General features: G+C 64.0%; 20 protein-coding genes and 1 pseudogene. 6 read left to right on the top strand and 15 right to left on the bottom strand.

Annotated features, from left to right (window positions below; all coding sequences use genetic code 11):
- Positions 1-20: 20 nt before the first annotated feature.
- From QM588_RS13445 to QM588_RS13460, 4 genes are read right to left on the bottom strand one after another with little or no spacing between them, the layout of a single operon-like run.
- Complete coding sequence (locus QM588_RS13445) at positions 21-1,079, bottom strand: class I SAM-dependent methyltransferase (RefSeq protein ID WP_283313955.1); 1,059 nt, start codon at positions 1,077-1,079, stop codon at positions 21-23.
- Positions 1,080-1,135: 56 nt separating this feature from the next.
- The gene (locus QM588_RS13450) at positions 1,136-1,915 is read right to left on the bottom strand and encodes an enoyl-CoA hydratase/isomerase family protein (protein ID WP_283313957.1); all 780 of its coding nucleotides are present in this window, start codon (positions 1,913-1,915) and stop codon (positions 1,136-1,138) included.
- Positions 1,916-1,939: 24 nt separating this feature from the next.
- Positions 1,940-2,755, bottom strand: a complete 816-nt coding sequence (locus tag QM588_RS13455; RefSeq protein ID WP_283313958.1) for an NUDIX hydrolase — start codon at positions 2,753-2,755, stop codon at positions 1,940-1,942.
- Between the two features lie 47 nt (positions 2,756-2,802).
- The gene (locus QM588_RS13460) at positions 2,803-3,633 is read right to left on the bottom strand and encodes an ABC transporter ATP-binding protein (RefSeq protein ID WP_094663210.1); all 831 of its coding nucleotides are present in this window, start codon (positions 3,631-3,633) and stop codon (positions 2,803-2,805) included.
- Between the two features lie 52 nt (positions 3,634-3,685).
- On the opposite strand from QM588_RS13460, the gene glgX reads away from it, so the two are divergent.
- On the top strand, positions 3,686-5,842 hold the full coding sequence (gene glgX / locus QM588_RS13465) for a glycogen debranching protein GlgX (RefSeq protein WP_442972925.1): 2,157 nt from the start codon (positions 3,686-3,688) through the stop codon (positions 5,840-5,842).
- 11 nt (positions 5,843-5,853) lie between these two features.
- On the opposite strand, the pseudogene yczE reads toward glgX, so the two are convergent.
- The 4 genes and pseudogenes from yczE to ctaD all read right to left on the bottom strand — a co-directional run.
- A pseudogene (yczE, locus tag QM588_RS13470) lies at positions 5,854-6,435 on the bottom strand (membrane protein YczE); the annotation flags it as partial.
- 75 nt (positions 6,436-6,510) lie between these two features.
- Entirely contained in the window at positions 6,511-7,320 is an 810-nt protein-coding gene (locus QM588_RS13475) for an aminoacyl-tRNA hydrolase (RefSeq protein ID WP_283313962.1), read from the bottom strand.
- On the bottom strand, positions 7,317-8,543 hold the full coding sequence (gene serB / locus QM588_RS13480; RefSeq protein WP_283313965.1) for a phosphoserine phosphatase SerB: 1,227 nt from the start codon (positions 8,541-8,543) through the stop codon (positions 7,317-7,319). Before serB ends, QM588_RS13475 begins: the two co-directional genes overlap by 4 nt.
- Before the next feature lie 149 nt (positions 8,544-8,692).
- Positions 8,693-10,483, bottom strand: a complete 1,791-nt coding sequence (gene ctaD, locus QM588_RS13485; protein WP_027496609.1) for an aa3-type cytochrome oxidase subunit I — start codon at positions 10,481-10,483, stop codon at positions 8,693-8,695.
- Between the two features lie 373 nt (positions 10,484-10,856).
- On the opposite strand from ctaD, the gene QM588_RS13490 reads away from it, so the two are divergent.
- The 4 genes from QM588_RS13490 to QM588_RS13505 all read left to right on the top strand — a co-directional run bounded on the left by QM588_RS13490 (position 10,857) and on the right by QM588_RS13505 (position 13,565).
- Complete coding sequence (locus tag QM588_RS13490) at positions 10,857-11,870, top strand: ABC transporter substrate-binding protein (RefSeq protein WP_283314157.1); 1,014 nt, start codon at positions 10,857-10,859, stop codon at positions 11,868-11,870.
- A gap of 4 nt (positions 11,871-11,874) precedes the next feature.
- A complete protein-coding gene (locus QM588_RS13495) occupies positions 11,875-12,348 on the top strand; it encodes an NUDIX hydrolase (RefSeq protein WP_283313968.1) in 474 nt (157 codons plus the stop codon).
- 98 nt (positions 12,349-12,446) lie between these two features.
- A complete protein-coding gene (locus QM588_RS13500; protein ID WP_283313969.1) occupies positions 12,447-13,364 on the top strand; it encodes an SPFH domain-containing protein in 918 nt (305 codons plus the stop codon).
- Between the two features lie 3 nt (positions 13,365-13,367).
- Positions 13,368-13,565, top strand: coding sequence for a hypothetical protein (locus QM588_RS13505; RefSeq protein WP_283313970.1), 198 nt, complete (start codon positions 13,368-13,370; stop codon positions 13,563-13,565).
- Between the two features lie 24 nt (positions 13,566-13,589).
- Here QM588_RS13505 and nrdF read toward each other — a convergent pair whose 3' ends face one another.
- The 7 genes from nrdF to QM588_RS13540 all read right to left on the bottom strand — a co-directional run bounded on the left by nrdF (position 13,590) and on the right by QM588_RS13540 (position 19,865).
- Positions 13,590-14,555: a class 1b ribonucleoside-diphosphate reductase subunit beta gene (gene nrdF, locus QM588_RS13510; RefSeq protein ID WP_057477537.1), complete on the bottom strand. Its 966-nt coding sequence runs from the start codon at positions 14,553-14,555 to the stop codon at positions 13,590-13,592.
- A gap of 69 nt (positions 14,556-14,624) precedes the next feature.
- On the bottom strand, positions 14,625-15,719 hold the full coding sequence (locus QM588_RS13515) for a type IV toxin-antitoxin system AbiEi family antitoxin domain-containing protein (protein ID WP_283313971.1): 1,095 nt from the start codon (positions 15,717-15,719) through the stop codon (positions 14,625-14,627).
- Positions 15,720-15,810: 91 nt separating this feature from the next.
- Positions 15,811-17,976, bottom strand: coding sequence for a class 1b ribonucleoside-diphosphate reductase subunit alpha (gene nrdE / locus QM588_RS13520; protein WP_442972916.1), 2,166 nt, complete (start codon positions 17,974-17,976; stop codon positions 15,811-15,813).
- Between the two features lie 34 nt (positions 17,977-18,010).
- Complete coding sequence (gene nrdI / locus QM588_RS13525) at positions 18,011-18,472, bottom strand: class Ib ribonucleoside-diphosphate reductase assembly flavoprotein NrdI (protein WP_027496602.1); 462 nt, start codon at positions 18,470-18,472, stop codon at positions 18,011-18,013.
- A gap of 24 nt (positions 18,473-18,496) precedes the next feature.
- Complete coding sequence (locus tag QM588_RS13530; RefSeq protein ID WP_027496601.1) at positions 18,497-18,730, bottom strand: redoxin NrdH; 234 nt, start codon at positions 18,728-18,730, stop codon at positions 18,497-18,499.
- A 402-nt stretch (positions 18,731-19,132) separates the two neighbouring features.
- Positions 19,133-19,255, bottom strand: coding sequence for a type B 50S ribosomal protein L36 (gene ykgO, locus QM588_RS13535; RefSeq protein ID WP_027496600.1), 123 nt, complete (start codon positions 19,253-19,255; stop codon positions 19,133-19,135).
- 43 nt (positions 19,256-19,298) lie between these two features.
- Positions 19,299-19,865 (bottom strand): NAD(P)H-dependent oxidoreductase, encoded by a 567-nt coding sequence (locus tag QM588_RS13540; protein ID WP_283313975.1) that lies wholly within the window; start codon positions 19,863-19,865, stop codon positions 19,299-19,301.
- A 104-nt stretch (positions 19,866-19,969) separates the two neighbouring features.
- Here QM588_RS13540 and QM588_RS13545 point away from each other — a divergent pair, with 104 nt between their 5' ends.
- Positions 19,970-20,569 (top strand): TetR/AcrR family transcriptional regulator, encoded by a 600-nt coding sequence (locus QM588_RS13545; RefSeq protein WP_283313977.1) that lies wholly within the window; start codon positions 19,970-19,972, stop codon positions 20,567-20,569.
- Position 20,570: the final 1 nt, after the last annotated feature.

Consider the following 20,570-nt stretch of genomic DNA (forward strand, 5'->3'; position numbering starts at 1 on the left):
GCCGACGGTGAGGGAACGAATCAAGCGCGGGGCGCGGGCTTGGTTCCGGTGATCATCACGTTGTAGAACAAGCCTCGCGGTACCACGTGCTGCAAGACCTTCTCGTCGACCCAGCTCAGCGTCTTCCACCCGTTGAACGCGAACTTGGCCCAGTTCCAGCCGAGTTTGCCGGCCGGAACAGCAGCCTCGAACGTGCGCACCGGCCACCCGAGCAGAGCGGCAGCGAATTCCTCGGTGTTGGCCTGAACGGCCTCGGCACCTGCCGACAACGCGATGTTCTCGAGATCGGTCGGATCGAACGTGTGCAGGTCCACGACGGCCTCGAGTGCCGCAGCTCGTGAGGACTCGTCGAGTTCTTCCTGTGGCTTACGCCAGTCCGCGAGGAACGGCAGCTTGGTGGCGCGAGTGGTCGCTTCCCAGGTGATGCGGCCGAGCCAGCGAGCGTAGAAGTTGCCCACCGTGGTCGGCTCGCCGGCGAAGACGAAGCGTCCACCGGGCTTGAGAACGCGCAGAACTTCTCGAAGAGACTGCTCGACGTCCGGGATGTGGTGGAGCACGGCGTGACCGACCACCAGATCGAAGGTGTCGTCGTCGTACGGAATCGTTTCTGCGTCGGCCACACGGCCGTCCACATCGAGTCCGAGGTGCTCGGCGTTGCGCAGCGCGACCTTGACCATTCCGGGTGAGAGATCGGTGACCGAGCCCTTGTCTGCTATCCCGGCCTGCATCAGGTTGAGCAAGAAGAAACCTGTGCCACAACCCAATTCGAGCGCACGACCGTACGGCAGAGCCGCTCGAGCCGATGCATCACCGGACACCGCCTGATCGAACCTGCCTCGGGCGTAATCGATGCAGCGTTCGTCGTAGGAGATCGACCACTTGTCGTCGTAGGTCTCGGCTTCCCAGTCGTGGTAGAGCACCTGCGCCAGTTTGGTGTCCGACCGCGCTGCCTCGACCTGCTCGGCCGTGGCGTGCGGATTCGGTGCCGGATCGACCTCGCGGTCTCGCGCCTCGGCCGAGACGAGAGGCGTCACAGAAGCAGTCGGTCGATTCGCACCGTCGTGAGGGCTTGCAGTCATGAGGCGAGCCTACTATCCGGTAGCCATGGAACAAGTTCGTCCACCGACCTCGATGCTCAACGCCCGGTGAAAGCGGCCTTACCCGGTCCGTTCGCGATGAAGGATTCCATCCCGACGGTGCGGTCCTCGGTGGCGAACAGGGCCGCGAACTGCTGCGCCTCGACGCGCAGTCCGTTGGTCAGGTCGACGTCCAACCCCTGGTCTATGGACGCTTTGGCCGCAGCCAGAGCGCGTGACGCTCCGGTCGTGAACTGCCCCGCCCATGCGCGCGCCGCGTTGTACACCTCGTCCGGTGCAACCACCTCGTCCACCAAACCGATGCGCAGGGCCTCTTCGGCTCCGACGAAACGGCCGGTGAAGACCATGTCCTTGGCGCGACTGGGCCCGATCAGACGGGCCAAACGCTGCGTGCCGCCGCCCCCGGGAATGACTCCGAGCAGCACCTCGGGAACGCCGAGCTTGGCATTGTCTCCGGCGATGCGTCGGTCTGCGCCGAGCGCGACCTCGAGTCCACCGCCCAGTGCATATCCGGTCACCGCGGCCACGACCGGTTTGGGAATCGTGCTGAGCGAGCCGAGGGCGGACTGCAGTTCCGCCGCGATATCGGTCATCTCGACGACGGACATCGCCGCCATTTCCTTGATGTCGGCACCGGCTGCGAATACCTTCTCGCCGCCGTAGACGATGACCGCCTTGACGTCGGAGTTCACGGTGGCCTCGCGTGCCGCAGCCCGGATCTCCTCCTGCACCTGACGATTGAGCGCGTTCATCGGTGGGCGATCCAAGCGAATGGTGCCGATACCGTCGGATATTTCGAGAGTCACGAACTCAGCCATGGCCGAAGGCTACCGCGCCCGAGGTCAGCGTTTCGACCAGGGATGGACCGTGCCCGCGTAGTACGCGTCCTCGCCGTCGAACTCCACTCGGACGGTGCCGTTCTCGCGGGTCAGAACGGGCAGGACGGCCTCGATCGTCTGCTCGTGATCGAGAACCTCGGTCACGGTGTCGAATCGACCGAGCGCATCGAGCTGACTCCACGTCGGTGGCAGCAGGACGGTGGTACCCGAACGCCAGTCCGCCAACGCGTCCTCGGCCGAACGCCAGCTCACCGACGCCGCCTCGCTGGTCTCACCGTCCGCGTTCTGGCCATCCGGGAGTACGGCAACGAAGAACCTCGTGTCGTAGCGACGGGCTTCACCGATCGGGGTGATCCAATGCGACCACGGCCGCAACAGATCTGCCCGCAGAACCAGATCGTGGTCGGTGAGAAACTGGGCGAACGACAGCTCCCGGCGTTCGAGTCGACCGCGTTCCGCAGAGAACGGGGCGGTGTCGGCGACCACCGAATCCGCCGTCGGACCGGCCAACAACACGCCGCACTCCTCGAACGTCTCGCGTGCCGCTGCGCACACCAGCGCCTGCGCCTTCCCCTCATCGGTGCCGAATCGGTCGGCCCACCACGACGGCGGCGGACCTGCCCACTCGATGTCCGCTGCCGCGTCCGACGGATCCACGCCGCCACCGGGAAATACCGTCATTCCGCCGGCGAATGCCATCCCGCCGACGCGTTCGAGAAGGAACACCTCGATGCCCGGTCGCGATCGGCCGTCCCGAACGAGGATGACGGTCGACGCATCACGTGCTGGAACGGGATCTGCGGCGGTGCTCGAACTCATCTCCGCAACGTACCGCTGAGCCGGTGCGCCCGGGCACGGGGTCCGCTCTAGCGTCGGTGCGCCCCGGCAGCGCGCGTTCGGCGCGCGAAGTAGCGACCGTCGACGCGATCGAGGGTGATCGACTGGCTGAAGGCCTCGGTCAGGTTCTCCGCCGTGATGACGTCGTCGACCAGGCCCTGCGCAACCACGCCGCCCTCCTTGAGCAGCAGTGCGTGGCTGAAACCGGGCGGGATTTCCTCCACATGGTGGGTGATCAGCACGGTGGCGGGAGCGTCGGGATCGGCAGCCAGATCGGCCAATCGGGCTACCAGTTCTTCGCGGCCGCCGAGATCGAGGCCGGCGGCCGGCTCGTCCAGCAACAGCAGTTCGGGGTCGGTCATCAGGGCACGGGCGATCAGCACTCGCTTGCGCTCACCCTCCGACAGGGTGCCGTATGTCCGCGTCGCCAGATGTTCGGCCCCGAGGCTCTCGAGCATCTCGACGGCCCGTTCGGTGTCGATCGCGTCGTACTTCTCCCGCCACCGTCCCAGCACGGAGTAGCCGGCGGATACGACCAGATCGGAGACCAGTTCGTCGGCGGGAATTCGGTGCGCCAACGAGGACGACGACAGGCCGATTCGAGGACGCAGTTCCGAGACGTCCGTTCTGCCCATCACCTCACCGAGAACGTGAGCGACACCGGACGTGGGATGGATCTCGGCGGCAGCGATACGGAGCAGCGACGTCTTACCTGCACCGTTGGGTCCGAGTACGACCCACCGTTCGTCCAGTTCCACCTTCCAGGTGACGGGACCCACCAATGTCACGCCTCCTCGGCGGACTACGACATCGGTGAAATCTACGAGCAGGTCGGGATCCGGTTCAGACACGGCTCCCATCCTCCCGCACACTCCCCGCGCAGACACGGCAGGATGTGCACGCGTGTCGCCCATTGACGATGTACCTCGCACCTCCCGCCGTCCCGTCGACGGGGTCACTCGCGTGAACCCGCCTGGGCACCCGTTTCCACTGGGTGCCACTGTGCATCCCACTGGTACGCAATTCGCAGTCCACGCTCCCGATGCGGACGGCGTCGAGGTATGTCTGATCGATCCGGACGGCGGCGAGCGTCGCGTGGAGTTGAGCACGCGGACTTTCGGCATCAGGCACGCCTTCGTCCCCGACGTCGGACCCGGCGTGCGGTACGGCTTTCGTGCGCACGGCACCTGGGATCCCCACTCCGGCCGACGATTCAACGGGGCCAAGATCCTGCTCGACCCGTCCGCCCGCCAGGTGTCCGGTGAATTCGGAGATCCCGCGGCACTGTTGGCCTACGAGGACGACCCGTTCGGAGCCCCCTGCAGTCGCGATTCCCTCGGCCACCTTCCGCTGGGCGTCGTCCGCGGACCGTCGGACAATCGCGAACGCCCGGCGCGGCCTGCTGTTCCCTGGGACAGAACCGTGCTCTACGAACTGCACGTCGGTTCGTTCACCGCGCGCCACAACGGCGTACCCGAACACCTTCGCGGCACCTACCTCGGGCTCGCGCACCCGGCCGTACTCGAACACCTGGCTCGAACGGGAATCACGTCGGTCGAATTGCTACCGGTCCACACCACGTTCACCGAACCCGGGGTGCGCGCTCGGGGAATGCGAAACCATTGGGGCTATTCCACTGGCGCCTATTTCGCACCCGATCCGCGTTTCGCCGCCATACGGGGCAACGAAGTGGACGAGTTCCGGACGATGGTCGACGCGTTGCACAGCGCAGGGATCGAAGTGATTCTCGACGTGGTCTACAACCACACGTGCGAATCCGCGGTCGACGGGCCGTCGATCAGTTGGCGGGGGCTCGACGCACCGGGGTACTACCTACTCGACGGTCGCGGATCCGACGTCGACCTGACCGGTTGCGGCAACACACTCGACTCGGCGTCGCCCGCGGTGGTTCGCATGGTGTGCGACAGCCTGCGCTATTGGGTGGAGGACATGGGCGTGGACGGATTCCGATTCGACCTGGCCAGTACCCTCGGCCGACCCGGTGGTTGGCGATTCGATTCTCGTGCACCGTTGTTGACGGCGATCGGAACCGATCCGGTGCTGTCGGGCGTCAAGTTGATCGCCGAGCCCTGGGATGCGACCGGTGCCGGATACCAAGTGGGCAACTTCGGGGTGATGTGGTCCGAGTGGAACGACCGCTACCGAGACACCGTGCGAGGCTTCTGGGCCGGCCATCACGGAGTGCGCGAATTGGCTTCCCGCTTGGCAGGTTCCGAAGACCTCTATGCCGGGAGCGGTCGACTGCCGTGGGCCTCGATAAATTTCGTCACCGCGCACGACGGGTTCACCGCACGCGATCTGGTGTCCTACGAACGAAAGCACAACGAAGCCAACGGCGAAGAGAACAGAGACGGCACCGACAACAACTCGTCGGTCAACTACGGCGTCGAGGGTTCGACCGAGGACTCCACCGTGCTCGACGACCGTGCACGCCACGTCCGCGCCCTGCTGGCCACCCTGACGCTGTCGACCGGAACACCCATGCTGCTCGCAGGTGACGAACTCGGCCACAGCCAGGGCGGAAACAACAACGCCTACTGCGTATCTCACGATGCACCGGCATCCGAGGCCTGGGCCGTCGACTGGGACAGCGCAGATCAGAACATGATTCGCTTCGTGGCGCGCCTGCTGCGCGTACGTGCGAGTGCCCCGACACTGCGCCAGCAAGAGTTCTTCACCGGCCGGGCGACGCCGACCGGTCGACCGGACCTCGTCTGGTTCGATTCCGCCGGAATCGAATTCGATCACGACAGATGGAACGACGATTCGGTACGCACGATCTCCGCCTGGGTCGACGGGTCCGACGTGCGTTCCTACGCCTCCGACGGCGGGCAGGTGGACGACGCGAGTTCGTTGCTGATCTTGCATTCCGGCGGGCCGGCCGAGATCACGCTGGCCTGCCCCAGTTGGTCGTCGTCTCGATTCGTACCCGTCCTCGATTCCTCTCGCGCGGACGGTGTCCCACCCGATACCACCGCACTGGAGGCAGGTTCGAAGATTTCGGTGACAGGCTCCACCGTTCTCGTGTTCCGCAGCGCCGGTAGGTGAGTCATGAACAGCTGCACGAGCGGTCCAACCCCGAGCGCGTAGAGCACCGTACCCACACCGAGGGTTCCGCCGAGCAGCCAGCCGGTGAGTACCACTGTCAGTTCGATTCCCGTGCGAGTGAGGCGAATCGACCATCCGGTGCGTGCGACCAACCCGGTCATCAAACCGTCTCGGGGGCCCGGGCCCATTCCCGCACCGATGTAGAGCGCCGTGGCGAAGGCATTGACGACGATGCCCGACACCATTGCGAGTGTCCGAACGATCGGCCCGCCCAAGTGGGGCAGGATCGCCGACGTCGTATCCACGGCGACAGCGATGACGATCACGTTGCTGACGGTCCCCAGGCCGGGACGCTGCCGCAGCGGTATCCACATCAGCAGCACCGCCACGCCGGTGATGGCAGTGATGGTTCCGAAGCTGAGCGACAGGTGCCGCGACAGACCCTGGTGGAACACATCCCAGGGATTGACTCCAAGTCCACCGGCGATCATCAGTGACATGGACGCGCCGTACAGCCACAGGCCGACATAGAGCGCCGTCAGGCGAGACGGGAGACGACGGCCGGCGGCGACGCGTAGCGGTAAGAAGGGCATAGATTCAGTGTCCGGGCACTGGATACCCCGTTCGATAGCCAGTTACGCGACAGTGGACCCCCGACTGTTGCTGCGTTACGCCCGAAGAGCGATCACAGTCGTCGAACCGGGGGCCACTTCGGTGAAACCCGCATCTCGAACTGCGACGGCACGACCCGCGCGGACCTCGTCCAGCGCGTGCGCCCACTGCTCCGGATCCGCCGACCGAACCGAACAGGCGAAACCGGCATCGGCCCAGGCCCGACAATCGTCGACACTCATCGCACCGGCCAGCAACATCGACGCATGACCCACCTGCGCGGCGGCTTTGCCCACCGTCATCGACAGGGACGCGTCGATCCACAGCACCGGACCGGCGCTCGGCGGTGACTCCTCTTCGGACGGTACGTCGGTGCCGCCGATCTGGAGACGCTTGATGCGCGGATCCAGATCGCCGACGCGGCCCGGCACGAAAGCACGGGCCGAGGCGCTCCCGACGTCGACCGTGACCCCCGGAACCTCCTGCGCCGCAGTCCATTGCGCGCCGCGCGCACGGCGGGCGACCTTCCTGATTCGAGCCGAGGTCCACGCGACGAGAGGCTCGTGCCACGAGGCGTCGACACCGACCCGTGGGTCGAGGCAGAGTGCCACGACGGCTCGGGCGGCGGCTTCGAGTAGCTCGTTGCGCACCGGCGGGTCGGCCTTGGGTATGTGCAGCACCATGGGCATGGCCAGAACATCCGACGGGTCCTCGGGATCGTCCGCGCCGCCATAGCCGCGGGCCAACTCGGCGTGACGCGAGGCGAACGTGTTGGCGTCCGAGAACTGCTCGGGTTCGGCCGTATCGGACGTCGACCCGGCACGGTCCCGATCGACGGAGTCGCCGACGGCGGGGGCGTCGGTCATGGGATCGGGACGCGGCGGACTCCCCCGTCCACGGCATCCGCAGCTTCGATCTCGTTTCGGGTGACCCCGAGAATGAACAGGACGGCGTCCAAGTACGGGTGCGAGATCGCAGTGTCGGCGATCTCGCGAAGCGCGGGCTTGGCGTTGAACGCAACGCCGAGCCCGGCCGCGGTGAGCATGTCGATGTCGTTTGCACCGTCGCCGACCGCGACCGTCTGCTCCATCGGCACTCCGGCCTGCGCGGCGAACTCCCGCAGCGCGGTCGCCTTCGCAGCACGGTCGACGACGTCGCCGATGACGCGACCGGTCAACTTCCCGTCGACGATCTCGAGAGTGTTCGCCTTGACGTAGTCGAGTTCGAGTTCGTGAGCCAGGCCCTCGATCACCTGGCGGAATCCACCCGATACGACACCGCAGGCGAAGCCGAGCCGGCGAAGCGTCCGGATGGTCGTTCGAGCCCCTGCCGTCAGCTCCAAGCTGTCGGCGACGTCGTCGATGACGGAGGCGTCGAGGCCTGCCAGCGCCGCGACACGCTGTTCCAACGACTCGGCGAAGTCGATCTCCCCGCGCATCGCCGCCTCGGTGACGGCACGAACCTCGTCCTCGCGCCCGGCCCGGGCGGCAAGCATCTCGATGACCTCGCCCTGGACCAACGTCGAGTCCACGTCGAACACGATGAGTCGTTTCGACCTCCGCGCGATGCCGGCTCGTTCCACTGCGATGTCGACGCCGATTCCCGCTGCGATCGCGGCGAGGCCGGTGCGTAGCTGCAGGTCTGCCTCAGGCGAGGTGTCGGTGGCGGTGACCTGAAGTTCGAGGCCCGTCACCGGGTAGTCCGCGATCCCACGGATGGAATCGATATTGGCACCCTGCCGGGCCAATTCGCGGGAGATGGTACTGAACGCTCGCGCGGTGACCGGACGGCCGAGCACGACGACGACATGCGTGGCCAGCGTGCGTCCACCGTTCTGTGCCGCGTCGATCTCGACATCGACATGGACGCCCACGGTGGCCATCGCGTCTTCGAGTTCCTCCTGGAGCGCCTCGGGATCGCGTGGACAGGTCAGCAACACTCCCAGGGTCAGCCTCTTGCGGATGACCACCTGCTCCACGTCGAGCAAACTGACGTCGTGCCGTGACAGGGCCGCGAACAGCACCGATGTGACACCTGGCTTGTCGGGTCCCGTCACCGTTACCAACACCGCAGTGTCGCTCGATCTCACCGAATCTCCCTTTCGCACTGTCCCCCCATTACTGGTGTGCCCTGCTCGTGTCCCGCGACTGCCGCCGAACGGGCCGGACGCGCAGGAAAGATTGTCGCAAGCGAAGAGCCCCGCCCGGTAGCCGGGAGGGGCTCTCGCTGTGCTGTGGACTACCGGGGATCCGGGTCGCCCGAACCTTCGTGATCGCTGGTAGCGATCGGAGCCCGGCGGGCCTGTTCGAGTACCGCGGTGGTCTTGCCACCGTGAGCACCCGGACCGACGTGCGCTTCGGACCGCATCCGCTCGACCATGTGCGGGTAGTGCAGCTCGAACGCCGGTCGTTCGGAACGGATCCGGGGCAGCTCGGTGAAGTTGTGCCTCGGGGGCGGGCACGAGGTGGCCCACTCCAGCGAGTTTCCGTAACCCCAAGGATCGTCGACGGTGACGACCTCACCGTATCGGTACGACTTGAACACGTTCCAGACGAACGGCAGCGTGGAGGCACCGAGGATGAAAGCACCGATGGTCGAGATGATGTTCAGTTCGGTGAACCCGTCGGACGGCAGGTAGTCGGCGTAGCGACGCGGCATGCCTTCGTTACCGAGCCAGTGCTGCACCAGGAACGTGGCATGGAATCCGAAGAACGTCAGCCAGAAGTGCCACTTGCCCAGAGCCTCGTCCATCATCCGGCCCGTCATCTTCGGGAACCAGAAGTAGATGCCTGCGTACGTCGCGAACACCACGGTGCCGAACACCACGTAGTGGAAGTGGGCGACGACGAAGTACGTGTCGGTGACCTGGAAGTCGATGGGAGGCGATGCCAGCAGCACACCGGTCAGCCCGCCGAACACGAACGTGATCAGGAAGCCGATCGAGAACAGCATCGGCGTTTCCAGCGTGACTTGTCCGCGCCACATCGTGCCGACCCAGTTGAAGATCTTCACACCGGTCGGAACAGCGATGAGGAATGTCATGAACGAGAAGAACGGCAGCAGTACCGCGCCGGTGGCGTACATGTGGTGGGCCCACACGGCGATCGACAGTGCAGCGATGGCGATCGTCGCGTAGATCAGACCCGAGTAACCGAAGATCGGCTTGCGGGAGAACACCGGGAACACCTCGGACACGATTCCGAAGAACGGCAACGCGATGATGTAGACCTCGGGGTGCCCGAAGAACCAGAACAGGTGCTGCCACAGCAGCACTCCGCCCGTTGCCGGGTCGAAGAGATGCGCGCCCAGGTGGCGGTCGGCGGCAAGGCCGAGCAGTGCGGCGGTCAGCAGCGGGAACGCCAGCAGGATCAGAATCGACGTGACCAGGATGTTCCAGGTGAAGATGGGCATCCGGAACATCGTCATACCGGGAGCGCGGAGGCAGATCACCGTGGTGATCATGTTGACGCCACCGAGGATGGTTCCCAGACCGGCGACGGCGAGGCCCATGATCCACAGGTCGGCACCGACACCGGGCGAGTGCAGAGCAGAGGTGAGCGGCGTGTACGCCGTCCATCCGAAGTCGGCCGCGCCACCCGGGGTGATAAAGCCGGCCGTGGTGATCAGCGCACCGAACAGGTACAGCCAGTAGGAGAACGCGTTGAGACGCGGGAACGCCACGTCCGGCGCACCGATCTGCAGCGGAAGAATGTAGTTGGCGAAGCCGAACACGATCGGTGTTGCGTACAGCAGCAACATGATGGTGCCGTGCATCGTGAACAGCTGGTTGTACTGCTCGTTGGACAGGAACTGCATCCCCGGCACGGCCAACTCGGCGCGCATCAACAGCGCCATCAGTCCACCGACGAGGAAGAAGGCGAACGACGTCGCGATGTACATGATCCCGAGAACCTTGGGATCGGTTGTGGTCACCGCCTTGTGGATGAACGAACCCTTCGGTCCCATCCGCGGCGGGAAAGGCCGAGCAGCATCCACCGCGGGAGCGGGCCTAGGCGCTAGGGCAGTCACAGATCCTCCTGATTGCGCGTCCGACCCCGAATCACGAGGCGACGTCACTAGTCGTGCGCTACTCGAATCGTAGACCGTCGGACCGACGCTTGCCGAACCGGTCCTACCGTGTGTCGTATTGGATTCGATCGAGCCATGGTTCGGGGTGCGATCTGCCTGCGCCGTCGGCCTTTACGAGCCCTCCGACACACCCCGGAACACCGTGCGAACAGATGGCCGAGAAGGGTCCGCGGCGGTGCTCTGCGCGAGGCGATTTCCGTTACTGTGTGAGACCACCCGACCCGCAGAAAGAAGTTCCGCGTTGCCACTTCGACCACGACTCCCCCGCCGGTTCGCGCCGCACACCACGGGCACGGCGGCCGCTGTCTGCCTGATGGCAGCCGTGGCGTTGACCGGATGCTCCGACTCCGCGACCGAGGACGACGCATCCACCATCGTTCGCAGTACGACGAACATCGCCGGAGCGGGGGTGGTCGGTAACAACCGGGACACCGTCGGACTGTGTCCCGCACTTGCCCCACTCGACCCGACCGGAGTCGAGGGCGATACCCGCCCCGTCGGGCACGCCGAGGGAATCAGCGCCATCCCGGCCGATCCACAGCGCATCGTCGTCCTCGACGCTGCCGGCCTCGACGCCAGCTGCGCGGTCGGTATCTGGGAACGCGTCGTCGGCGCGGCCACGCTCGACCCCGATTTTCGGGGAGACGGAGACCAACCGCTGTACCTGGGTACCGGCCTGGCGTCGGTTCCGTCGGTCGGCACGGTCGGTGCCCCCGACATCGATACGATCGCCGCCCTCGACCCCGATCTGATCCTGGGTGCCGATTCTCTCGGATCCGATACCTACGATTCGCTGCAGGCCATTGCGCCGACCGTGTTCACTGCGACCGGACAGGGGTGGAAAGACACCTTTCTGCAGTCCGCAGCCGCCTTGGGGCGCGGCCAGGCAGGATTCGACCAGCTCGCGTCGTTCTCCGCGGATGCCGAACGCGTCGGACGCGAGATCGACGCGACCCAGACGCAGGCGTCGGTCGTCCGATTCGATGCCGACTCCATCGAGGTCGACGGTCCGGACTCGTTCGCGGGCCAGGTGCTTGCCGAGGTCGGCGTGGGGCGGCCACAGAATCAGCGTGACGGTGGTTTCTCGGTCGAGTCCGGGAACCTGGAGCCCGTCGAGGGCGACATCGTCTACGTGCGATTCGCGGGCCCGGACGGCGAGACCTTCGGCCGTGAGGTGATGGACGGCGACGCGTGGCACGCTCTCGGCTCGGTCACCGACGGGCGGGTGTTCGCGGTGAACGACACGGTCTGGTCCGGCAGCGGTGTCGTCGCGGCTCGGGCGGTTCTGGCCGACCTGTCCGCTTCTCTGAACGCCTACGTGTCCTGACGCGATGCCCATTCCGGACTTCGTTCAGGCGCTGCGCAGCGTCGTCGGCACGTCCCCGCTGTGGCTGTCCGGCGTCAGCGCTGTCGTTCTCGACGACGATCGGCGCGTGCTGCTGACTCTGCGGGCAGACAACAACACCTGGGCGGTGGTGTCCGGAATCCTCGAGCCCGGCGAGGAACCTGCACCCGCCGCGCTGCGTGAGATCAGTGAGGAGACCGGTGTGGACGCCACGATCGTGCGCCTGACGAGCGTCGACGTGACAGAGCCCATCACCTACCCCAACGGCGACGTCGCGCAATATCTGGACATCACGTTCCTCGCTCGCTACACCGGCGGCACTCCTCATGTCGCCGACGACGAGAACCTCGACGTGGCCTGGTTCGAACTCGATGGCCTACCCGAAAACCTCACGGCCACTTCGCGATTACGAATCGAGAAAGCCATCGCCGACGACCCGTCGGCATGGTTTCGACGCTGACTCCCCTGCCGCACCGAGTACACAGCTCCACCGAACCGTCCCTGTTTCGATTCGTAATGTGATATCACTTTAGTATCAACATCGAGAGGGAGGTTGTCATGTCCGCACCCGCTACCGTCGCCGAGAAGCCGACGGGTACACCGACCACGACCATCGCCGAGCGCACCGGCTGGGATCTGCCGGGCTGGTCGATGCTCGGCGTCGGTCTTGCGCTGTTTCTCGGCGGAATCGCCGCGTTCGCTCTCGGACTGGCCTTCTCCGTGGTGGGGCTCACGGTCGTCGGAGTCGTGCTGTTCGTGCTCTCGCTGCCGGCACTCATGGGATTGACTCTGGTTCAACCCAATCAAGCTCGCGTTCTGCAGCTACTCGGCAGTTCGTACAGCGGGACGCTGCGTACACCGGGGCTGCGCTGGACCAATCCGTTGACGTACCGCAGGGCCATCTCGACGCGCATCCGCAACCACGAGACCGGCCAATCGAAGGTCAACGACGCCGACGGCAATCCGATCGAGATCTCTGCCATCGTCGTCTGGCAGGTTGCCGATACCGCCCTGGCATCTTTCCAGGTCGACGATTACGAGGAGTTCGTCGCCGTCCAGACCGAATCGGCCGTCCGTCATATCGCCGGCAGCTACCCGTACGACGCCGAAGGCCGAATGTCGTTGCGAGAGAACGCCGACGAGATCACCGCCGCGATGTCGGAGGAGGTGCACGCGCGGGTGCGGTCGGCAGGTGTGGAGGTGATCGAGACCCGCATCAACCGTCTTGCCTATGCCCCGGAGATCGCGCAGGCCATGCTGCGACGCCAGCAGGCGGGAGCGGTCATCGCGGCGCGTCAGCAGATCGTCGAAGGCGCGGTCGGCATGGTGGAGATGGCGTTGTCGAAGCTCGAGGAGAAGCACGTCGTCGAACTCGACGAGGAGCGGAAAGCGGCGATGGTGTCGAACCTGCTCGTCGTGCTGTGCAGCGACCGCGACACGCAACCTGTCGTCAATACCGGATCGCTGTACCAGTGAGCCATGGCCGTCGAGCGTAAGAAAGTATTACTTCGGCTGGACCCAGCGGTGCACGACGCCCTTGCCCGCTGGGCCTCCGACGATCTCCGGAGCACCAACGCTCAGATCGAGTTCCTACTGCGCCGAGCATTGAGCGACCAGGGCCGAATGCCGAAGGATGCCAAAGACATTCGCGCGCCGGGCCGCCCACCGAAGGAGTGAGCGGCCCGACGCGCGAACGAGTCTCTAGAAGTCCCAGTCCTCGTCTTCGGTGTTGACGGCCTTTCCGATGACGTACGAGGATCCCGACCCGGAGAAGAAGTCGTGGTTCTCGTCGGCGTTGGGTGACAGTGCCGACAGAATCGCCGGATTCACATCGGTCTCGTCCTTGGGGAACAGACCCTCGTAGCCGAGGTTGTTCAGTGCTTTGTTGGCGTTGTAGCGCAGGAACTTCTTGACGTCCTCGGTCAGACCGATCTCGTCGTACAGATCCTGGGTGTACTCGACCTCGTTGTCGTACAACTCGAACAGCAACTCGAACGTGTAGTTCTTGAGTTCCTCGCGCCGCTCCTCGCTGACCTTCTCGAGACCCTTCTGGTACTTGTACCCGATGTAGTACCCGTGGACGGCCTCGTCGCGAATGATCAGCCTGATCAGGTCCGCCGTGTTGGTCAGCTTGGCCCGTGAGGACCAGTACATCGGCAGGTAGAAGCCGGAGTAGAAGAGGAACGACTCGAGCAGAGTCGACGCCACCTTGCGCTTGAGCGGGTCGTCACCGTGGTAGAAGTTCAGCACGATCTCGGCCTTGCGCTGAAGGTTGACGTTCTCCTCGGACCAGCGGAACGCATCGTCGATGTCGCGGGTGGAGCTGAGGGTGGAGAAGATGGAGCTGTAGCTCTTCGCGTGCACCGACTCCATGAACGCGATGTTGGTGTACACCGCCTCCTCGTGGGGAGTGATCGCGTCGGGAATGAGGCTGACTGCACCGACGGTGCCCTGAATGGTGTCGAGCAGTGTCAGTCCGGTGAACACGCGCATCGTCAACTGCTTCTCGACGGCGGTCAGAGTGGCCCACGACGGGATGTCGTTCGACACCGGCACCTTCTCGGGCAGCCAGAAATTACTGGTGAGACGCTCCCAGACTTCGGAGTCCTTGTCGTCCTGGACCCGATTCCAGTTGATCGCGGTGACACGATCGATGAGCTTTACCATGGGTGCCTACCTACAGTCGATGAGCGAGAAATATGGACGGAGCTACGTGAAAAGTCGCTGACACGAACACTACCCGTTGTGTCCGACATCAATAGCTAACACAAGATCTGTGTCGTGCGCGTTTTGCGTACCTGGAGGGGCGCACAACGCGCACGACGTGAGTTCGCCCTCCCAGCCCTCACGCCGAAGAACCCGAGCAACGTCTCCTGCGACGCCGCACGGATCGCTGCTGACCTCCTCGTACCCGAAAACGAGTCGCGCACGCCCGGCGAGTTCCGAAGCATTGTCACGTCGCCGATCACGGAATGCGACCTCTTGCATCGAATGGAACCGACGACCGTCCAGGCGGACGGTCAACGTACGAGATCCAACTCGGTACACGACGTCCTCGTAGAGTGTCCGCCCGTCGACCTGTATGGCGCTCTGCCGTTCGGCAGCCGGAAGCCCGTGAGCCTCTTCGACGTTGGTCGCATATTCGAGTTCGAGAACGGATTGAACGCCGTTCGCGAGCAAGTCGACGGCTTCGGTCAGCGCTGTGAGATACCGGTACGGCCTGCGGACGGCAATCTGCTCCCGGACGTCCGTCAATCGAATTCGTCGCTGAGTCACCGACGACACCAAGCTGCGGAAAGCCTGCCTCGGCGTAGGTTCCGACACCGCCAGATCGAGTGCAGTGTCCACCAACGTCGTTCGCGGCATGTCCCCTGGTACCCCGATGTATCTGTGTGCACGAGAACGATGCACCACCACTCCGGGATGCAATGCCGATCCGATGCCTGCCACCAGCCGTACTCCCTGCACAGGGGCCGAGCGCACCGTCGGCCGTTGATTGCACGCAGACTTTCCGTACGGCACAGTGACGTGGACCGCCGCGGATGGGTCGGGCGTGCGGAAACCCCACTCCTCCGCCGCGGATCGATGGCTCAGCATTGCGTGTCCACCTCCGTACAGAAGCGCTGCCATCAGGATTCGATCCCGCGTCAACGGCCCGGTGAAGATTGAATAGACGCCGCGCAGAACAACGATCCAAGCGCCACCGTCCACCAGCTTGCGGACTCGATTTCGGCTGTACCCCAACTCCGTGACCTGCGACTGCGTGAACAGCCCCCACTGCGTGTCGATCAGAACCTGAAGTTCTCGACCGTCCCCCCGACCATGCTCCATGGCCGGCCATCCTGCCCAGTGGGTACGACAACTTCCGTCGTGCGCGTTTTGCGTCCCTCCAGGTACGCAAAACGCGCACGACGGCGAAGCCCTACAGCATGCAGGAGACGCAACCCTCGACCTCGGTGCCCTCGAGGGCCATCTGACGCAGACGGATGTAGTACAGCGTCTTGATGCCCTTGCGCCATGCGTAGATCTGCGCGCGGTTGATGTCGCGGGTGGTGGCGGTGTCCTTGAAGAACAGCGTCAAGGACAGGCCCTGATCGACGTGTTGCGTTGCGGCAGCGTAGGTGTCGATGATCTTCTCGTAGCCGATCTCGTACGCGTCCTGGTAGTAATCCAGGTTGTCGTTGTCGAGGTACGGTGCCGGGTAGTAGACGCGGCCGATCTTGCCTTCCTTGCGGATCTCGATCTTCGACGCCACCGGGTGAATCGACGAGGTGGAGTTGTTGATGTACGAGATCGAGCCGGTCGGCGGAACGGCCTGCAGGTTCTGGTTGTAGATTCCGTACTCCTGCACCGAGGCCTTCAGCGCGGCCCAATCGGCCTGCGTCGGGATGGCGACGTCGGAGTCGGCGAACAACTTTGCGACCTTCGCTGTCGCAGGCTCCCACACCTGGTCGGTGTACTTGTCGAAGAACTCACCCGACGCGTACTTGGAATCCGGGAACCCCTTGAAGTACTGGCCGCGAGCCTTGGCCAGCTGGTTCGAGGCCTGGATGGCGTGGAACAACACCGTGTAGAAGTAGATGTTGGTGAAGTCGATTCCCTCGGTCGAGCCGTAGTGAATGCGCTCGCGGGCGAGGTAGCCGTGCAGGTTCATCTGACCCAGGCCGATCGCGTGAGAGTCGTTGTTACCCTGCTCGATCGACGGTACCGAGAAGATGTGGGTCTGATCCGACACCGCAGTCAGACCACGGATCGCCACCGCGATGGTCTTACCGAAATCGGGCGAATCCATCGTCTTGGCAATGTTCAACGAGCCCAGGTTGCACGAGATGTCTTTGCCCACGTGACTGTACGAGAGGTCGTCGTTGAACGTCGACGGCGTCGAGACCTGGAGAATTTCCGAGCACAGGTTGGAGTGAGTGATCTTGCCCTTCACCGGGTTCGCACGATTGACGGTGTCCTCGTACATGATGTACGGGTATCCGGACTCGAACTGCAGCTCGGCGAGAGTCTGGAAGAATTCACGCGACTTGATCTTGGTCTTGCGAATCCTCTTGTCGTCGACCATCTCGTAGTACTTCTCCGAGACGTCGATATCGGCGAACGGCACTCCGTAGATGCGCTCGACGTCGTACGGCGAGAACAGATACATGTCCTCGTTCTTCTTCGCCAGTTCGAACGTGATGTCCGGGATGACGATTCCGAGGGACAGCGTCTTGATGCGGATCTTTTCGTCGGCGTTCTCTCGCTTGGTGTCGAGGAACTTGTACACGTCGGGGTGGTGCGCGTGCAGGTACACCGCGCCCGCGCCCTGGCGGGCCCCGAGCTGGTTGGCGTACGAGAACGAATCCTCGAGCAGCTTCATGATCGGGATGACACCGGACGACTGGTTCTCGATCCGCTTGATCGGCGCACCTGCTTCGCGAATGTTGCTCAGCAGCAATGCAACTCCGCCGCCGCGCTTGGACAGCTGCAACGCGGAGTTGATGGATCGTCCGATGGACTCCATGTTGTCTTCGATGCGGAGCAGGAAGCACGAGACGGGCTCGCCGCGCTGCTTCTTGCCCGAGTTGAGGAAGGTGGGCGTCGCGGGCTGGAATCGGCCGGCGATGATCTCGTCCACGAGATCGGTGGCCAGGGCTTCGTCACCGGCCGCCAGCGTCAATGCCACCATGCACACACGGTCCTCGAAGCGTTCGAGGTAGCGCTTACCGTCGAACGTCTTGAGCGTGTAGGAGGTGTAGTACTTGAACGCACCGAGGAAGGTCGGGAATCGAAACTTCTTCGAGTACGCGTGGTTGATCAGGAACTTCACGAACTCACGTGAGTACTGGTCCAGAACCTCGGGCTCGTAGTAGTTCTCCTCGACCAGGTAGTCCAGCTTCTCGTCCAGGTCGTGGAAGAACACGGTGTTCTGGTTGACGTGCTGCAGGAAGTACTGATTGGCAGCTTCGCGGTCCTTCTCGAACTGGATCTCACCGTTGGGCCCGTAGAGATTGAGCATCGCGTTGAGCGCGTGATAGTCCATGTCACCGTCGCTGCGAACGGTCGCGGGTGCGGGTGCTGCGTCGGTGATGGTCGGTGCCACGGCGGTGCTCCTACTGGTCTGTGGTGGTTGATGCTCAGTGCGTGTGGGCAGCGCGACGGACTTCCCGTTCCCAGAAGTCTTCGAGTCCCTCGCGGACTCGCACTACGTCCTCGGGGGTGCCCATCAATTCGAAGCGGTAGAGATACGGAACCGCGCATTTCTGCGAGATGACGTCTCCGGCAAAGCAGAAGGAGTCACCGAAATTGGTGTTTCCGGCAGCGATGACGGCTCTGATCAACGATCGATTGTGCTTGTCGTTGAGAAACTTGATCACACGCTTGGGGACGTAGTTGGTGTCGCGGCCGGCGTACGTCGTTCCTCCGCCGTACGTCGGCACGATCAGGACGTAGGGAGAGTCGACGCGAAACGTGCCGTCCGGATCTCGTAAGGGAATGCGCGTCGCGGGGATATCCAACTTCGATACGAAACGGTGCGTGTTCTCCGACGCGCTGGAGAAGTAGACGAGTGAGTTCGAGGACTGCTGTTGTGAACTCACCGCTCACTCACTTTCTCGATCTGTTCAAGCAGCGTTCGTCGCGAGGGTCTTGATGCGATCCGGGCGGAAGCCGGACCAGTGGTCGTCACCGGCGACGACGACGGGGGCCTGCAGGTAACCGAGCGCCATGACGTAGTCACGTGCTTCGGGGTCCTGCGAGATGTCGATGACGGAGTACTCGATACCCGCTTTGTCGAGGGCACGGTAGGTGGCATTGCACTGGACGCAGGCGGGCTTGGTGTAAACGGTGATGCTCATGGTGTCCCTCTTTCCGTTGTCGCCGTCGGGTGCACCGATGGCGACGATGTGCTCTGCGTGTGGCACCGAGAACATCTCCCGCTCAGGGCGACTGCGACCTGCTCGAACCCACGTCGTTCGGGCTCTTCGAGTTGTGGTCTCTCGGCGGGTCAAACACTACACCTAGTGTCCCCCATCTGCCTAGAACACGAGATGTTGCGAACAACATGCGTGGTATTCGCTGGTCACGGCTGTGCGGCCGACGCTCGTCCACCCCACATCGGCGTGTCGGACGTCACAGAACGAGGTGTCTTTCGTCACTACCGACCGTCGCCCCGACAGTGACGATCACCGAAAACACCCGCGCACGACGACGGCCCCTCGGAATTGCTCCGAGGGGCCGTCACGTGGATCACGCGAGTGTCAGCGTTGACGCGCCTTGAACCGCGGCTCCTTCTTGTTGATCACGAACACGACCCCATGGCGGCGAACCACCTGGGCACCGGGCTTGTTCTTGAGCGATTTCAGAGAATTTCTCACCTTCATGAGACCAGGCTACATGAAAACGATTCCCGATACCATCAAGCGGTCACGCGCTGACGAGCTCCTTCGACGCCTTGACCAACTCGGCCACGACATGGCCGATCTCACCGGACACCTCGGCGTTCTCACGCGGGTGAGCGGCCCCGAACTTGTCGATGGTGCCGCCGATGGACAGCTGGACGTCCTCGAGTACGGATCCGCCGGCGATGCGGACGGCCTTGCTCGCGTCCTCGTGGGCCCACTTGGCCCCGTTGCCACTCGGCGATGCGCTGATGACTACGACCGGCTTGCCCACCATGGCACCGGCACCGTAGGGACGTGAGAGCCAGTCGATGGCGTTCTTCAGCACGGCCGGAATGGTGCCGTTGTATTCGGGCGTGACCAACAGCAGCGCAGAAGCCTTCTCGGCAGCGGCGCGCAGAGCGAGGGCGGCCGCAGGCACGGAGCCGTCGACGTCGATGTCCTCGTTGTAGAAGGGAACGTCGCCCAGCCCGTCGTAGACCACGATCTCGGCATCGGCCGGTGCGACGGTGACTGCAGTCTCGGCAATCTGCTTGTTCACCGATTCGGCGCGCAGGCTTCCGACGAGAACGAGTACGTGTGCGTCTGACATGAAATCTTCCTTCGAAAGTTCGGATGACGTGATCGTCGTGTCAATTCATACCATCCAAACGGACCGCGGTCCATTTGCATTCCCAGGAGAGGTACCCTGAACAGGTGACCGGTCCGATGCTGCCCGTAGTAGGCGAAGACTCCGAGCGCTGCGACGCTGCCCGCAACCGCCGGCTGCTGCTCGACGCCGCAACGGAGCTGGTGGCGACCCTCGGTGCCGACGCCGTGACCATGGAAGCCGTGGCAACGAGGGCCGGCGTCGGCAAAGGCACCGTGTTCCGACGCTTCGGTAACCGCGCCGGGTTGATGCGAGCCCTGCTGGACCACACCGAGAAGATGCTGCAGAGCTCGTTCATGTTCGGCGAACCGCCGCTCGGGCCCGGTGCCGATCCCATCGACCGCCTCGTCGCGTTCGGTCGGGCACGGCTGGAATTCGTCCGGGTTCAGGGTGAAGTGCTGCGCGCCGCGGAAAGCTCGGCCGACGCTCGGTATTCGGCTCCGGCGCACATGGTCAATTTCACACATGTTCTGTCTTTGCTCCGTGCGGCCGGCGTGGAGGGGGACCTGGAACTTCTCACCTACTGGCTGCTCACACCCCTGGAGGCCACGTTGGTGCTGCACCAGTACCGAGACCTCGGAATGGCGATGGATCGGCTGGCCGACGGGTGGGAAGATCTGGTGCGCAGAGCAACTCGCGTCCGATAGC

It is taken from the genome of Rhodococcus sp. IEGM 1354, from assembly GCF_030056855.1.
Lineage (GTDB): Bacteria > Actinomycetota > Actinomycetes > Mycobacteriales > Mycobacteriaceae > Rhodococcoides.

Coding starts and splice junctions, on each gene's coding strand:
- QM588_RS13445 (WP_283313955.1), bottom strand. CDS start 1,079: ATGACTGCAAGCCCTCACGACGGTGCGAATCGACCGACTGCTTCTGTG.
- QM588_RS13490 (WP_283314157.1), top strand. CDS start 10,857: ATGGCAGCCGTGGCGTTGACCGGATGCTCCGACTCCGCGACCGAGGAC.
- QM588_RS13515 (WP_283313971.1), bottom strand. CDS start 15,719: ATGGAGCATGGTCGGGGGGACGGTCGAGAACTTCAGGTTCTGATCGAC.
- QM588_RS13455 (WP_283313958.1), bottom strand. CDS start 2,755: ATGAGTTCGAGCACCGCCGCAGATCCCGTTCCAGCACGTGATGCGTCG.
- QM588_RS13505 (WP_283313970.1), top strand. CDS start 13,368: ATGGCCGTCGAGCGTAAGAAAGTATTACTTCGGCTGGACCCAGCGGTG.
- QM588_RS13540 (WP_283313975.1), bottom strand. CDS start 19,865: ATGTCAGACGCACACGTACTCGTTCTCGTCGGAAGCCTGCGCGCCGAA.
- QM588_RS13475 (WP_283313962.1), bottom strand. CDS start 7,320: ATGACCGACGCCCCCGCCGTCGGCGACTCCGTCGATCGGGACCGTGCC.
- QM588_RS13460 (WP_094663210.1), bottom strand. CDS start 3,633: ATGGGAGCCGTGTCTGAACCGGATCCCGACCTGCTCGTAGATTTCACC.
- QM588_RS13495 (WP_283313968.1), top strand. CDS start 11,875: ATGCCCATTCCGGACTTCGTTCAGGCGCTGCGCAGCGTCGTCGGCACG.
- QM588_RS13530 (WP_027496601.1), bottom strand. CDS start 18,730: ATGAGCATCACCGTTTACACCAAGCCCGCCTGCGTCCAGTGCAATGCC.
- nrdF (WP_057477537.1), bottom strand. CDS start 14,555: ATGGTAAAGCTCATCGATCGTGTCACCGCGATCAACTGGAATCGGGTC.
- QM588_RS13500 (WP_283313969.1), top strand. CDS start 12,447: ATGTCCGCACCCGCTACCGTCGCCGAGAAGCCGACGGGTACACCGACC.
- QM588_RS13450 (WP_283313957.1), bottom strand. CDS start 1,915: ATGGCTGAGTTCGTGACTCTCGAAATATCCGACGGTATCGGCACCATT.
- ykgO (WP_027496600.1), bottom strand. CDS start 19,255: ATGAAGGTGAGAAATTCTCTGAAATCGCTCAAGAACAAGCCCGGTGCC.